Source organism: Neobacillus drentensis, assembly GCF_021560175.1.
Classification (GTDB): Bacteria; Bacillota; Bacilli; order Bacillales; family Cytobacillaceae; genus Neobacillus; species Neobacillus drentensis_A.
In genome coordinates this window covers 3,962,811-3,977,606 of sequence record NZ_CP091110.1, presented here as the reverse complement: position 1 = coordinate 3,977,606, position 14,796 = coordinate 3,962,811, and the positions used below count along the sequence as shown (strand labels likewise).

Annotated in this window: 10 protein-coding genes and 3 rRNA genes; 12 read left to right on the top strand and 1 reads right to left on the bottom strand. The window is 43.6% G+C overall.

The window, feature by feature from the left end; all coding sequences use genetic code 11:
- The first annotated feature begins 26 nt into the window (after nt 1-26).
- Nucleotides 27-1,028 carry an LLM class flavin-dependent oxidoreductase gene (locus L1999_RS18540; RefSeq protein WP_235739912.1) on the top strand — a complete coding sequence of 334 codons (1,002 nt, stop codon included), beginning with the start codon at nt 27-29 and terminating at the stop codon, nt 1,026-1,028.
- A 47-nt stretch (nt 1,029-1,075) separates the two neighbouring features.
- On the opposite strand, the gene serC is transcribed toward L1999_RS18540, so the two are convergent.
- Entirely contained in the window at nt 1,076-2,173 is a 1,098-nt protein-coding gene (gene serC, locus L1999_RS18535) for a 3-phosphoserine/phosphohydroxythreonine transaminase (protein WP_235739911.1), read from the bottom strand.
- Nucleotides 2,174-2,433: 260 nt separating this feature from the next.
- On the opposite strand from serC, the gene L1999_RS18530 reads away from it, so the two are divergent.
- The 11 genes from L1999_RS18530 to L1999_RS18480 all read left to right on the top strand — a co-directional run bounded on the left by L1999_RS18530 (nt 2,434) and on the right by L1999_RS18480 (nt 14,671).
- Nucleotides 2,434-2,904, top strand: a complete 471-nt coding sequence (locus tag L1999_RS18530) for a redoxin domain-containing protein (protein WP_345790859.1) — start codon at nt 2,434-2,436, stop codon at nt 2,902-2,904.
- Between the two features lie 169 nt (nt 2,905-3,073).
- Nucleotides 3,074-3,229, top strand: coding sequence for a hypothetical protein (locus L1999_RS18525; RefSeq protein ID WP_235739910.1), 156 nt, complete (start codon nt 3,074-3,076; stop codon nt 3,227-3,229).
- Between the two features lie 74 nt (nt 3,230-3,303).
- Nucleotides 3,304-3,951, top strand: coding sequence for an SDR family oxidoreductase (locus tag L1999_RS18520; RefSeq protein ID WP_235739909.1), 648 nt, complete (start codon nt 3,304-3,306; stop codon nt 3,949-3,951).
- A 252-nt stretch (nt 3,952-4,203) separates the two neighbouring features.
- Complete coding sequence (locus L1999_RS18515) at nt 4,204-5,304, top strand: iron-containing alcohol dehydrogenase family protein (RefSeq protein WP_235739908.1); 1,101 nt, start codon at nt 4,204-4,206, stop codon at nt 5,302-5,304.
- Between the two features lie 28 nt (nt 5,305-5,332).
- Entirely contained in the window at nt 5,333-6,322 is a 990-nt protein-coding gene (locus tag L1999_RS18510; RefSeq protein WP_235739907.1) for an ABC transporter substrate-binding protein, read from the top strand.
- 79 nt (nt 6,323-6,401) lie between these two features.
- Nucleotides 6,402-7,199, top strand: coding sequence for an ABC transporter permease (locus L1999_RS18505; protein ID WP_235739906.1), 798 nt, complete (start codon nt 6,402-6,404; stop codon nt 7,197-7,199).
- Nucleotide 7,200: 1 nt separating this feature from the next.
- Nucleotides 7,201-8,031, top strand: coding sequence for an ABC transporter ATP-binding protein (locus tag L1999_RS18500; RefSeq protein ID WP_235744393.1), 831 nt, complete (start codon nt 7,201-7,203; stop codon nt 8,029-8,031).
- A 95-nt stretch (nt 8,032-8,126) separates the two neighbouring features.
- A complete protein-coding gene (locus L1999_RS18495; protein WP_235739905.1) occupies nt 8,127-9,335 on the top strand; it encodes an aminotransferase-like domain-containing protein in 1,209 nt (402 codons plus the stop codon).
- Between the two features lie 157 nt (nt 9,336-9,492).
- A 5S ribosomal RNA gene (gene rrf, locus L1999_RS18490) occupies nt 9,493-9,608 on the top strand.
- Between the two features lie 383 nt (nt 9,609-9,991).
- A 16S ribosomal RNA gene (locus L1999_RS18485) occupies nt 9,992-11,542 on the top strand.
- A 191-nt stretch (nt 11,543-11,733) separates the two neighbouring features.
- Nucleotides 11,734-14,671: ribosomal RNA gene (locus L1999_RS18480) — 23S ribosomal RNA — on the top strand.
- The 16S, 23S and 5S rRNA genes sit together here, the layout of an rRNA operon.
- Nucleotides 14,672-14,796: the final 125 nt, after the last annotated feature.

Here is a 14,796-nt window from a genome sequence, read left to right as displayed (position 1 = left end):
ATCTTGAAAATGAAAGGAAATTTACCATGGGAACCATTCATATACCTGTTTCAGTGCTGAATCTTGCCCCCATCCGCGAGGGTCAGGACTCCAAACAAGCGATTGAGGCAATGGTCGACCTTGCCCAAGCTGTAGAAGACATGGGCTATCAACGCTATTGGATTGCAGAGCATCATAATACTTCCACACTAGTCAGTTCAGCGACATCAATTTTAATCCAACATACCTTAGAACATACTAACCATATTCGAGTAGGGTCTGGTGGAATCATGCTTCCAAACCATGCACCGCTTGTAGTGGCCGAACAATTCGGTACAATGGCGACAATGTTTCCAAACCGTGTCGATCTGGGCCTTGGCCGAGCTCCCGGAACCGATATGATGACAGCAAGTGCTTTAAGGCGTTCGAAAAATGATTCTGTTTACACCTTTCCTGAGGATGTACAATCATTGCTTACCTATTTCGGACCACTCGAGCAACAAAGTTACGTCAAAGCATATCCTGGGGTCGGGATCAATATTCCGATTTATATTCTCGGGTCCTCAACGGATTCTGCTTATTTGGCAGCAAGTTTGGGTTTACCTTATGTATTCGCCTCCCATTTTGCTCCAAGATTCATGGAAGAGGCAATATCGATTTATCGGGAACGATTCCAACCGTCCGAGTTTTTGGAGAAACCATATATGATGGTTTGCTTAAATGTGATTGCAGCTGAAACAGATGAGGAAGCGAAATGGCTGTCAACAACCAAGGAGCAATTCTTCCTTAATGTAGTCCGCGGGACACAAAATCCATTACGTCCTCCTGTCGAAAATATAGATGAGCTATGGAGTCCGATGGAAAAAGAAATGGCTTCTTCTATGTCGAGTGTCACGTTGTTGGGAAGCAAGGAAACCATCCGTCAACAATTAACGAATTTTCAAGATAGATACCACGTCGATGAAATTATGGCTGTATCTTATATCTTTGATGAAGAAAAACAAAAACGTTCTTATGAGATTTTTAAAGAAATCGTTGATGGCAAATAAACCTTCTAAAAAAAATCACCCTCTAAACATGAAGAGGGTGATTTTTTTTAGTTATTTTCTTTTTGAAATTTAGTCATAAATTCGCTGAAAGCTTGGCAAGCTTCAATCGGAACCGCATTGTAGGACGAAACGCGGCATCCACCAATAGAACGATGCCCATTCACTCCTACAAAGCCTTCTTGTTTCGCCAGCTCTAAGAATTTCTTCTCCAATTCAGGAGTTTTTAAGTTAAAGGTAAGGTTCATTAGTGAACGGCTGTCCTTGTCCGCATGGCCAATGTAAAAACCATTACTATTGTCAATAACTGAGTAGATGTAGTTTGCTTTTTCTTCATTTCGCTTAGCAATTGTCTCAAGACCACCTAAATCACGTGCCCAGTTAAGAACTTCTCCAAGCATGTAAATACCAAAGGTTGGCGGCGTATTATACAAGGAATTATTTTTCGCATGAGTAGTATACTTTAACATTGTCGGGATGTTCGTATTCGCACGCTCCAGCAAATCTTTGCGAATAATCACAACTGTTACACCTGAAGGACCCAGGTTCTTTTGCGCACCCGCATAAATTAGGGCAAACTTGCTGACATCGATCGGCTTAGAAAGGATATCGCTCGACATGTCCGCAATCAGAGGTACACTTCCAGTATCAGGGAAGTCCTTCCATTGTGTCCCATAAATCGTATTATTGGAGGTAATATGCACATAAGCATCTTCCTGATCGTACTGTAATTCATTAAGTTTTGGGATGCTGCGGTATTTTCCGTCTTTTGTTGAAGCTGCTTGGTAAACATCGCCAAATAATTTAGCTTCTGAGAAGGCCTTTTCTGACCAAGAACCCGTCATAACATAACTTGCTTTTTTCCCTGGCTGTAAAAAATTCATCGGAATCATTGAAAATTGAAGGCTGGCTCCGCCTTGAAGAAATAGAACTTCATGGGTATCAGGGATCGCCAATAGGTCGCGTAAGCTGCTTATCGCTTGATTATGTACCTCTTCATACGGGCGGCTTCGGTGGCTGAGTTCCATTACTGACATTCCTGTACCACGGAAATCGATTAATTCTGCTTGAGCTTTCTCTAATACTGAAAGAGGTAATGCGGAAGGGCCGGCATTAAAATTGTAGGCACGTTGTACTTGTAATTTCACTTTTCTCACTCCATCTTTTTGGTTTATTTGACTATACCATAGATTCAATTTTCGGAAAATAAGTTTTATTCCAATAAGGAAAGATATTTTAAAAAAATTTATTTTAGGATAAATGGAAACGTTTTATAAGGCTGGTTATGTAAGTAATGTAAAAAGTTAGTATCGTATTTAGAGCTTAATAGTCTAATTCCAGCCATTATGGAAAGCATACATAAGGAGTTAATGCTATTTCATTTTAACCTAAGAAAGGAGAATTTTGAATGCAGGAATTTTTGAAAGTTGGAGAAATGGCTCCGGACTTTTCACTGCCGGCTACAACAAAGGAGCAGATTTCTTTATCGGACTACCGCGGTAAGAAGAATATTGTAGTTGCCTTTTATGGAATGGATTTTACTCCAGGCTGAATAAAAGAAATAGCCTCTTGGAAAGAGGATTATAAACGATTTGAACAAACGGAGTCTGAGGTTTTACCAATCAGTGTCGATCATATTCATTCGCACCGGGTCTTTGCCGCAAGCATGGGCACACTTCCATATCCACTGCTTTCAGATTGGCATAAACAAACCGTAAAAAACTACCAAGTGTTTAACGAAAAAGGGGAGACTGCAATCCGTTCCGTATTTGTTGTAAATAAAGCTGGAGTCATAACCTATTTAAACACTTCATTTAAAGCAGATAAAAGAGAAGACTATGAAGCCGTTTTTAATGAACTTGAAAGGTTAAATTCGTAAGGTATAAAAAATAATAGGTAAATACGTTAGTAAAGACCAAAAAAGGGGAAATAACAAAAAGCCTTTTTGTTTTTTGAAGGTATGAATTTAGCTATCGATCTCGGCGTATTTTTGGCTAATTGAATTTACTACAATTTATTTGGTAAGCATTTATGGAAGGAGTCAACTCATGGAACAAAATGAAAAAATGGAAAAATTACTTCGTGATTATGGGTATCCTGAACAGTCCATCCCACGACTGATGGAGGAAATTAGCTCAATGAGCTTTGAAAAAGTAAAAAAACTGATTCTCCCATATAACGATATTACGGCAGAAAAATCGTAAAAAGTAAAGAAAGGTAAAATGTGATATTGAATAGTTTCAATAGAGGATAAATTAATCATGAGGGGTTAGTACAAATGAAGATTTTTGTAGTTGGTGCCAACGGGAAAATCGGAAAACACCTCGTTCAATTATTATCAGATTCGAATAAATATACAGTTAAAGCAATGATTCGAAAAGAGGAGCAAGCGCGTGTATTGCAAACTTTAGGAGTGGAAACAGCAATCGCTAATTTGGAAGATAGTGTCGAGGAAATTGCGAATCGGGCTAATGGGTGTGATGCGATTGTCTTTACGGCGGGTTCTGGCGGTCATACCGGAGCAGATAAGACGCTTTTAGTCGACTTAGATGGTGCAGTTAAAACGATCGAAGCTGCCGAAAAAGCAAAAATTAAACGATTTATCATGGTCAGTGCTCTTCAAGCACATAAAAGAGAAAACTGGAATCAAGCGATCAAGCCGTATTATGCTGCAAAGTATTATGCCGACAAAATGCTTGAACAAAGTAATTTAACCTATACAATCATCCGCCCTGGCGGTCTATTGGACACCTCAGGTACTGGAACTATATCAGTGGCAGAGAATATTAGCAGCGGGACCATTTCTCGTGAGGATGTAGCGAAAACCATTATCGCCTCATTAGAAGAAGGGAATACGTTTTATAAAGCGTTTGATCTCGTTTCGGGTGAGATTCCGATAGATGAGGCGTTAAAGCTAATCAATTAATGCAAAAGAACAGATTCCGATTTTATGGGTCTGTTCTTTTTTTATCTGTTAACAATGAATATGATCAACAGAAAAAAGTATTTGAATAATAATTTTTTGATAAAATTTTCTCTGGATTACTTTAATTGACTATTGTAATGGAATAAAAATAAGATTTAGAATATTTTTATAATATATTGACATAAATTAGACATGCATTTATATTAATAGAATATTATTAATAAATATACAATAATTTAGAGGGTGATCGATGTGTTTGTTACGGTGGGGCCCGGACAATATCACAGAAATTCAGGTTTATTATCAGATGCTGGTTTATACATAAAAAGGTTTGGAACAACCGCTGTTCTGGTCGGAGGCAATCTAAGCCGCAAGGTTATCGATGGGCCGCTCCGGCAAAGCTTATCCGAGAACGGGGTGACATTGAAACATTCATTATGGTTTGGGGGAGAATCTTCACAAACCAATATTGATAGATTGGTAGAGCAATTAGAGAATGAAACCTTTGACGTGATCATTGCGGCTGGTGGAGGAAAGGCACTAGATACCGCTAAAGCCGCAGCCTTCCAACTGAACAAGCCGTTAGTGGCTATCCCTACAATTGCCGCTACCTGTGCCGCAGCAACACCAATTTGTATTCTCTATAGTGACGAAGGAGAATTTCTGGAAATTGGTAGGAATTCAAAAGTGCCAGAACTGGTCTTAGTCGATACAAATATCATTCTGTCAGCACCGGTCCGTTATTTAGTTGCCGGGATTGGGGATACATTAGCAAAATGGTTCGAAACCAAGTGTTCCATCAAAAAAGCAGTGCCTAACGCAATTAATCAAACAGCAATTGCAATAGCTGGCCAGTTATATGAATGCTTAATCCAAAAAGGTGAAAAAGCAGTCAGTTCCTTGAATGCACAAAAAGCAACGATTGAACTTAATGACATCATTGATGCGATTATATTAGTCAGCGGAAGTGTAAGCGGCTATGGAGGGGATGATTGCCGGACAGCCGCAGCTCATGCAATTTACTCGGGATTAACGATCTTCCCGGATATTCACCATACCTATCATGGTGAGATTGTCGCTTTTGGGATTTTAGCGCAGTTATGTATGGAAGGTACGAATAAGGAAGAGATAAAAACGTTAATTCACTATTACCAACAAGTTGGTTTGCCTTACACCTTGCAGCAAATGGGGATCAACGGATTAACAGCTGACCAATGGATAGCACTAGGTGAAATTACAGTGACGATTGAAGATATGGCAAATATGCCGTTTGAGGTGACACCCGATATGGTCATAAAGGCTGTCAGTCAGGCCGATAAAATAGGAACAGAAATGTTAGTCGTTTCACACTAATATACAGAATTAATAGGGGGAAATTTAGATGAAAAAGTGGTTAGGGTTAATTTGTACACTAATGTTGTTATTTGCGCTAGCAGCTTGCGGGAAAGACGCAGCATCCAGCAGTGCCGATGGAAAGAAATCATCCGAACCTTTAAAGGTAACACTGCCGACTTGGACGGGCTATGGTCCGTTATTTTTGGCAAAAGAAAAGGGCTTCTTTAAGAAAAATGGGATTGATGTAGACCTTTCAATCGTAGAGGGGTTAGCAGAGCGTAAACAAGCTTTAGCAAGTGGAAAAATTGATGGAATGGCAACAGCATTAGATGTTCAGGTTACACTGGCTGCATCAAAGATACCTGTTCAAGTGGTGTGGGTATTAGATGATTCCCACGGTGGTGACGGAATCCTTGTCAAGAAGAGCATCAACAGTGTGAAAGATTTAAAAGGAAAGAAAGTAGCATTTGAAGTAGGTTCAACAAGCCATATGCTTGCACTTACCGCATTAAAGCAAGGCGGTTTAACTGAGAAAGACGTAGAAGTTGTTCAAATGTCAGCAGGTGACGCCGGAGCAGCGTTTGCCGCAGGTAAAGTAGATGCAGCGGTCACATGGGAGCCTTGGTTGTCTAAAGGTTCACAAGCAAATGGAAAGGTTTTATTATCGACAAAAGATCTTCCAGGAATCATCGTTGACACCATTAGCTTTAAAGAAGACGTGATTAAAAACCGTCCAGATGATGTCAAAGCGTTCGTAAAAGCAATGGGTGAAGCTATGGCCTATTGGAAAGAACATAAAGATGAAGCGGATGAAATTATGGCTAAGGGTCTAAAAATTGATACTAAAGAATTTGTCGGAACGGAATCTGGCCTGCAGTTCTTTACAAAAGAGGATAATAAAGACCTATTCGGAACGGAAAGCAGTAAAGGTTCTATTTATAAATCAACCGAAAATGCAATTCAGTTTTATAAAGAGCAAGGAATTATAAAAACTGAACCGAAAGCGGAAGAGGTTATTAACCCGAGCTTTCAGTAATAAGAAATGTACCGAGGCCTAATATATGAGATTCTCATATGTTAGGCTTTTTAACAGATTGATAGAATGGGTGATTAAAATGTTGGCAAAATTGTTTACGCCTAATAGGGAGATTCCGAAAGGTTTTTATTCCACCGCAGGGTTTGTTACATTTATGGTATTTTTAGCCGTTTGGTGTGTCCTAACGTATGGAGGAATTGTCAATCCGCTGTTTTTGCCGACACCAACGGCTGTACTTACCACCGGTATTGATTTATTTGTGAATGGAGATCTCCTTTCTGATATTGGAATCAGTTTTACAAGGGTATTAGTAGGATTTCTTGCAGCCGCGATTATTGGTATCCCTCTGGGGATATTGATGGGTTCGTTAAAAATTATGGAAGGCGCCTTTGAACCTATTATTGGATTTATCCGTTACATGCCAGCCTCTGCTTTTATTCCCTTATTAATTTTATGGATTGGCCTTGGAGAGCCGGAAAAAATGAGCGTTATTTTCCTTGGAACCTTTTTTCAATTAACGCTGATGATCATGGATGTGACAAAAAATGTTCAAAATGACTTGATTGAAGTTTCCTATACCTTAGGCGCAAAAAAAGCTCAGGTGTTTACCAAGGTCATTTTACCTGCTGCACTTCCAGGGATTGTCGATACCCTTCGAATTACATTTGGATGGGCGTGGACATATTTAGTCGTAGCGGAAATCGTCGGGGCCTCTAGCGGATTAGGCTATATGATTATGCAGGCTTCACGGTTCCTTCAGCCAGATAAAATTATAGTGGGTATTTTAATTATTGGTATACTTGGGCTGTTAACAGATATGGTCTTTAAAGCCATTTATCGCGCTTCATTTTCATGGATGAGAAAGGATGGTTTATAAGATGGTCACAACAGCTGCAAAAAATGTAGAATTTGATAAATCTCAACCAAAACTGGTAACGCCAAAGTTAGAAATTAAAGAAGTTGGTAAAGTATTTAAAACCAAAAGCGGCGAAACGACGGCATTAGAGAAAACATCCTTTTCCATAAGTGAAGGGGAGTTTGTTACAATCTTAGGCCCATCAGGCTGCGGTAAATCAACGGTTTTACGAATCGTTGCCGGCTTGGAAGACGCTACATCCGGAGAGGTATTACTTGATGGGCAGAAGATAAATGGTCCGGGACCTGACCGTGGGATGGTGTTTCAGTCTTATACCTTATATCCGTGGCTATCAGTAAAGGAAAACATTACATTTGGCTTAAAATTACAAGGCATTTCTCAAAAGGAACGAGACGACGTTGCACGTCATTATCTACAATTAATTGGGTTAGAAGGATTCGAGAAACATTATCCTATTCAATTGTCTGGTGGTATGAAACAGCGGGTGGCCATTGCGCGTGCCTTGGCGAATGATCCTAAAATCCTTTTAATGGATGAACCGTTTGGTGCGCTAGATGCGCAAACAAGAAATATCATGCAGGAAGTCCTTTTAAAAGCGTGGGAGGAGTCAAAGAAAACGATTTTGTTTATCACCCATGATGTAGAAGAATCGATTTTTCTGGCTGATTCGGTTTATGTCATGACGGCAAGACCTGGGCGTCTAAAGAAAAAGGTTCCAATCGCATTGGCAAGGCCAAGGGATTTTAGTATAAAAGGGTCAGTGGAATTTGCAGGATATAAGGAAGAATTGTTGTCGTTGATTAGGGAAGAAAGCTTGAAGGCAATTAATTAAAATATGAGTACAATTCTGCTATGATGATAGTATTCTGAAAAATGGAGTATTTTTTAAAATTAAATAATCTCCTTTAGTGAAAGGTGTTTAGTAAGGTGAAGATAGAGTCTTTTATTTCTGAAAACGTAAAAGCGGCTCTTAAGAACGATCCGCCGGGTGAATGGATGCCTATGCTTCCGGACGAGTGTATCCGCTTGAGCTCGGGCTATCCGGATCCCTCCCTTGTTCCTTCCCATCAAATAAAGGAAGCTGTAGCAAAACTTATCGTGGAAGAACAGGATTTGCCTTTCCATTATCTTGGAAGTCCAAGGATTGATGTCCTTAAGAAGCAAATTCAAAAGAGATTAGCTGAGCGTGGAATCAAGGTAGAAGCAGAGGAACTGTTAATCACTTCAGGCGCGTGCCAAGCGCTTGATTTAATTGCGCGTGTTCTTGTTGACGAAAAATCAGTTGTCGCAGTGGAAGCACCAACTTATATGGAAGCATTGGAAATATTCCGAAACTATTCGACAAAGATTATTAATATCCCTATAGATGAGAATGGACTTCAAACGAATTTATTAGAAGAAGAACTAAGGGAAAGAAAACAAAAAAATCTTCCCCTACCTCGAATTTTATATACTATACCTACTGCGCAAAATCCCACAGGGACAACAATGGGGCCGGAACGTCGACATCATTTATTAAAATTAGCCGATGAATATGACTTCCTCATTTTAGAAGACGATGCCTATGGAGAACTTTCATTTGAAGATAGCCCGCTTCCTGTAAAATCAATGGATACGGAAGGAAGAGTTTTACATGTTGGCTCACTATCTAAGGTGGTTGCACCGGGAATGCGAGTAGGATGGATAGCTGGTAAACAGGCGTTAATTTCAGCTTTTGCTTGGTTTAAGAAAGATTTAGATCATCCATTTTCACAGGCATCAATGGCTTCCTTTCTTGAAGACATTGATTTTCAAGATCGGCTAAATAGGATAAAAGAAGTGTATCGCGAGAAAAGTGAAACCTTAATCAATTCATTGGAGAAATATTTTCCTGAATGCGTTACTTGGTATATGCCAAGCGGAGGCTACTTTGTATGGGTTCATATTCCTGGAATGGATACATCCGAACTATTAGACCTGTCCCTGAACAAGGGTGTGTCTTTTATTCCAGGAAAATACTTCTTCCTAAACCCGCAGGATGGAACAGAGTTTCTTCGTCTATCATTTTGTTATGAAGGTCAACCTGAAATAGTCGAAGGTGTTCAAAGGCTAGGAAAGTTGATTACGGAATACTTAAATCTATCTTTATTAAAATAAACAAAGGGGATGTTCCTTATAATAAGGAATGTTCCTTTTTTTGTTTTTAATTTAGTTAAACTAGTTTTAGTTTTAGAAAAAAATTACCAGTTGTTTATACTTGGTATGGGTGGTATTATAAAAAAGTCGCCTCTGATGAGAGCGAACAAGTAAATAGTCTGGCAATAATGGCGAGAAGGTCACACCCGTTCCCATACCGAACACGGAAGTTAAGCTTCTCAGCGCCAATGGTAGTTGGGACTTTGTCCCTGCGAGAGTAGGACGTTGCCAGGCGAAAGACAGGAATTTACGTTTCTGTCTTTTTCTTTCCCCAATTTGTGAATTGGAAAAAACTTTCTCTTGTAAGTGAACACCAATGGTGTTAAGATATGAAAGTCGCACTTCCAAAGAGTGAATTAAAAATGGAAATAACTTTCTATTGTTCTGAAACACACAACGTGTTAAGATATGAAAGTCGCTCTTTAAAAAGAGTGAGCACGTCAATCGAAATTGGAAATAATTGATGATTGATAGATTGTTAGAAATGCGATAAGATAGTATTCCTGTCGCTTTTGGTGACATTGTTCTTTGAAAACTAAACAAACAAAAACGTCAACAAACAATACTATTCATTTCTTACGAAATGAAGCCAACGTAACAAAATGAGCTAATCAACTTTCATGGAGAGTTTGATCCTGGCTCAGGACGAACGCTGGCGGCGTGCCTAATACATGCAAGTCGAGCGAATCAACAGGAGCTTGCTCCTGTTGATTAGCGGCGGACGGGTGAGTAACACGTGGGCAACCTGCCTGTAAGACTGGGATAACACCGGGAAACCGGTGCTAATACCGGATAATCCTTTTCCTCTCATGAGGAAAAGCTGAAAGTCGGTTTCGGCTGACACTTACAGATGGGCCCGCGGCGCATTAGCTAGTTGGTGAGGTAACGGCTCACCAAGGCGACGATGCGTAGCCGACCTGAGAGGGTGATCGGCCACACTGGGACTGAGACACGGCCCAGACTCCTACGGGAGGCAGCAGTAGGGAATCTTCCACAATGGACGAAAGTCTGATGGAGCAACGCCGCGTGAGCGATGAAGGCCTTCGGGTCGTAAAGCTCTGTTGTTAGGGAAGAACAAGTACCGGAGTAACTGCCGGTACCTTGACGGTACCTAACCAGAAAGCCACGGCTAACTACGTGCCAGCAGCCGCGGTAATACGTAGGTGGCAAGCGTTGTCCGGAATTATTGGGCGTAAAGCGCGCGCAGGCGGTCTTTTAAGTCTGATGTGAAAGCCCACGGCTCAACCGTGGAGGGTCATTGGAAACTGGGGGACTTGAGTGCAGAAGAGGAAAGCGGAATTCCACGTGTAGCGGTGAAATGCGTAGAGATGTGGAGGAACACCAGTGGCGAAGGCGGCTTTCTGGTCTGTAACTGACGCTGAGGCGCGAAAGCGTGGGGAGCAAACAGGATTAGATACCCTGGTAGTCCACGCCGTAAACGATGAGTGCTAAGTGTTAGGGGGTTTCCGCCCCTTAGTGCTGCAGCTAACGCATTAAGCACTCCGCCTGGGGAGTACGGCCGCAAGGCTGAAACTCAAAGGAATTGACGGGGGCCCGCACAAGCGGTGGAGCATGTGGTTTAATTCGAAGCAACGCGAAGAACCTTACCAGGTCTTGACATCCTCTGACACTCCTAGAGATAGGAATTTCCCCTTCGGGGGACAGAGTGACAGGTGGTGCATGGTTGTCGTCAGCTCGTGTCGTGAGATGTTGGGTTAAGTCCCGCAACGAGCGCAACCCTTGTTCTTAGTTGCCAGCATTCAGTTGGGCACTCTAAGGAGACTGCCGGTGACAAACCGGAGGAAGGTGGGGATGACGTCAAATCATCATGCCCCTTATGACCTGGGCTACACACGTGCTACAATGGATGGTACAAAGGGCAGCAAAGCCGCGAGGCCTAGCCAATCCCATAAAACCATTCTCAGTTCGGATTGTAGGCTGCAACTCGCCTACATGAAGCCGGAATCGCTAGTAATCGCGGATCAGCATGCCGCGGTGAATACGTTCCCGGGCCTTGTACACACCGCCCGTCACACCACGAGAGTTTGTAACACCCGAAGTCGGTGGGGTAACCTTTTTGGAGCCAGCCGCCTAAGGTGGGACAGATGATTGGGGTGAAGTCGTAACAAGGTAGCCGTATCGGAAGGTGCGGCTGGATCACCTCCTTTCTAAGGATAATGCAGTCCTTATGGACTGATAAGAAGTTGACCACTTTTTGTTTGTTTAGTTTTGAGAGTACAATCTCTCAAGAAATTTCGTTCTTTGAAAACTAGATAATCGTATAGAAGAAACCAAGTAAAAACCGAGTAAAATCGCCATTTTAGTTTTTCTCTCTATTAATATAGAGTAAAACCTTTTAGGTTAAGTTAGAAAGGGCGCACGGTGAATGCCTTGGCACTAGGAGCCGATGAAGGACGGGACTAACACCGATATGCTTCGGGGAGCTGTAAGTAAGCTTTGATCCGGAGATTTCCGAATGGGGAAACCCACTGTTCGTAATGGAACAGTATCTTTACCTGAATACATAGGGTATTGATGGCAGACCCGGGGAACTGAAACATCTAAGTACCCGGAGGAAGAGAAAGCAAACGCGATTCCCTAAGTAGCGGCGAGCGAAACGGGATTAGCCCAAACCAAGAGGCTTGCCTCTTGGGGTTGTAGGACACTCAACATGGAGTTACAAAGGAACGGGGTAGATGAAGCGGTCTGGAAAGACCCGTCATAGAAGGTAAAAGCCCTGTAGTTGAAACTTCGTTCCCTCCTGAGTGGATCCTGAGTACGGCCGGACACGTGAAATCCGGTCGGAAGCAGGGAGGACCATCTCCCAAGGCTAAATACTCCCTAGTGACCGATAGTGAACCAGTACCGTGAGGGAAAGGTGAAAAGCACCCCGGAAGGGGAGTGAAATAGTTCCTGAAACCGTGTGCCTACAAGTAGTTAGAGCCCGTTAATGGGTGATAGCGTGCCTTTTGTAGAATGAACCGGCGAGTTACGATTACATGCAAGGTTAAGTTGAAGAGACGGAGCCGCAGCGAAAGCGAGTCTGAATAGGGCGAATGAGTATGTGGTCGTAGACCCGAAACCAGGTGATCTACCCATGTCCAGGGTGAAGTCCAGGTAACACTGGATGGAGGCCCGAACCCACGCACGTTGAAAAGTGCGGGGATGAGGTGTGGGTAGCGGAGAAATTCCAATCGAACTTGGAGATAGCTGGTTCTCTCCGAAATAGCTTTAGGGCTAGCCTCACGTAGTAAGAGTCTTGGAGGTAGAGCACTGTTTGGACTAGGGGCCCTCATCGGGTTACCGAATTCAGACAAACTCCGAATGCCAAAGACTTATCCGTGGGAGTCAGACTGCGAGTGATAAGATCCGTAGTCAAAAGGGAAACAGCCCAGACCACCAGCTAAGGTCCCAAAGTATACGTTAAGTGGAAAAGGATGTGGAGTTGCTTAGACAACCAGGATGTTGGCTTAGAAGCAGCCACCATTTAAAGAGTGCGTAATAGCTCACTGGTCGAGTGACTCTGCGCCGAAAATGTACCGGGGCTAAACGTATCACCGAAGCTGTGGATTGACATCTTCGATGTCAGTGGTAGGAGAGCGTTCTAAGGGCGTTGAAGCTAGACCGTAAGGACTGGTGGAGCGCTTAGAAGTGAGAATGCCGGTATGAGTAGCGAAAGATGAGTGAGAATCTCATCCACCGAATGCCTAAGGTTTCCTGAGGAAGGCTCGTCCGCTCAGGGTTAGTCGGGACCTAAGCCGAGGCCGAAAGGCGTAGGCGATGGACAACAGGTTGATATTCCTGTACCACCAAAGAATCGTTTGAGTGATGGGGGGACGCAGGAGGATAGGGTAAGCGCGCTGTTGGATATGCGCGTCTAAGCAGTTAGGCTGAGAAGCAGGAAAATCCGTTTCTCGTGAAGGCTGAGCTGTGATAGCGAGGGAAATTTAGTACCGAAGTTCCTGATTCCACACTGCCAAGAAAAGCCTCTAGCGAGATTACAGGTGCCCGTACCGCAAACCGACACAGGTAGGCGAGGAGAGAATCCTAAGGTGAGCGAGAGAACTCTCGTTAAGGAACTCGGCAAAATGACCCCGTAACTTCGGGAGAAGGGGTGCTCTTTGGGGTTCATAGCCTCGAAGAGCCGCAGTGAATAGGCCCAGGCGACTGTTTAGCAAAAACACAGGTCTCTGCGAAGCCGCAAGGCGAAGTATAGGGGCTGACGCCTGCCCGGTGCTGGAAGGTTAAGAGGAGGGGTTAGCCTTAAAAGCGAAGCTCTGAATCGAAGCCCCAGTAAACGGCGGCCGTAACTATAACGGTCCTAAGGTAGCGAAATTCCTTGTCGGGTAAGTTCCGACCCGCACGAAAGGCGTAACGATCTGGGCACTGTCTCAACGAGAGACTCGGTGAAATTATAGTACCTGTGAAGATGCAGGTTACCCGCGACAGGACGGAAAGACCCCGTGGAGCTTTACTGTAGCCTGATATTGAATTTTGGTACAGCTTGTACAGGATAGGTAGGAGCCTGAGAAGCCGGAGCGCCAGCTTCGGTGGAGGCGTCGGTGGGATACTACCCTGGCTGTATTGAAATTCTAACCCGCACCCCTGATCGGGGTGGGAGACAGTGTCAGGTGGGCAGTTTGACTGGGGCGGTCGCCTCCTAAAGAGTAACGGAGGCGCCCAAAGGTTCCCTCAGAATGGTTGGAAATCATTCGTAGAGTGTAAAGGCACAAGGGAGCTTGACTGCGAGACCTACAAGTCGAGCAGGGACGAAAGTCGGGCTTAGTGATCCGGTGGTTCCGCATGGAAGGGCCATCGCTCAACGGATAAAAGCTACCCCGGGGATAACAGGCTTATCTCCCCCAAGAGTCCACATCGACGGGGAGGTTTGGCACCTCGATGTCGGCTCATCGCATCCTGGGGCTGTAGTCGGTCCCAAGGGTTGGGCTGTTCGCCCATTAAAGCGGTACGCGAGCTGGGTTCAGAACGTCGTGAGACAGTTCGGTCCCTATCCGTCGTGGGCGCAGGAAATTTGAGAGGAGCTGTCCTTAGTACGAGAGGACCGGGATGGACGCACCGCTGGTGTACCAGTTGTCTTGCCAAAGGCATCGCTGGGTAGCTATGTGCGGACGGGATAAGTGCTGAAAGCATCTAAGCATGAAGCCCCCCTCAAGATGAGATTTCCCATAGCGTCAAGCTAGTAAGATCCCTGAAAGATGATCAGGTTGATAGGTCAGAGGTGGAAGCGTGGCGACATGTGGAGCTGACTGATACTAATCGATCGAGGACTTAACCAAAACGAAAAGCGGAGGCGACTGTTCAACTTCGACAGGCGTTGAAGAGCCGACACTGCAAATCCTGGTTTTGGATTTGTGGGGACGGATCGAAACGACCGAGAAGTTAGGAGCCGCAGCTGGACAAG